This window comes from Corallococcus aberystwythensis (genome assembly GCF_003612165.1).
Classification (GTDB): domain Bacteria; phylum Myxococcota; class Myxococcia; order Myxococcales; family Myxococcaceae; genus Corallococcus; species Corallococcus aberystwythensis.
The window spans coordinates 1-438 of the sequence record NZ_RAWK01000579.1; the positions used below are offsets into that span (position 1 = coordinate 1).

Annotated in this window: 1 protein-coding gene; it reads right to left on the reverse strand. The window is 66.4% G+C overall.

Translation table 11 applies throughout. The annotated features are described in order from the left end of the window. Window positions 1–413 (reverse strand): hypothetical protein (locus D7W81_RS44680; RefSeq protein ID WP_147445858.1); only part of this gene is annotated, 413 nt, incomplete at its 3' end. Between the last annotated feature and the right edge of the window lie 25 nt (window positions 414–438).

Here is a 438-nt window from a genome sequence, read left to right on the forward strand (position 1 = left end):
TCCGAGGACCGCGTGTAATACTTGCGCGGCTTGCGCGACCGAATAACCGCCCGCAGCTGCTCGCGCACCTGCGCGGCGTTGGCGCGCTTGCACAAAACGAACATCTGGAGGCTCTTGTTGCTGCGTGGTACGCATGTGCGTTGCGGCGGTGCTCCGCGCTTGCGCTGGCGCGCGGCCGTCCCCGAAAACGACGAGGTCTTGGTACACGCGATGCTGAACTTGGCCAGCGACAGCCGCAGGTCCTTACGGATCGTATCCGTGAGCTGGCGGCGCCCCAGTTCGTCGATCGAAGATACCATAAACAGAGTATCAAAGGTGACGTAGGGGCCGTCCGCCCCCGGCGGGTCGCCGGCCACGCTCGACGTAAGCGGGGAGATCGCATCCCGGTCCGGCTCTCCGTCGAGAGGCCCCACGTGCGCGTCCGGTGCGGTCCCCGCA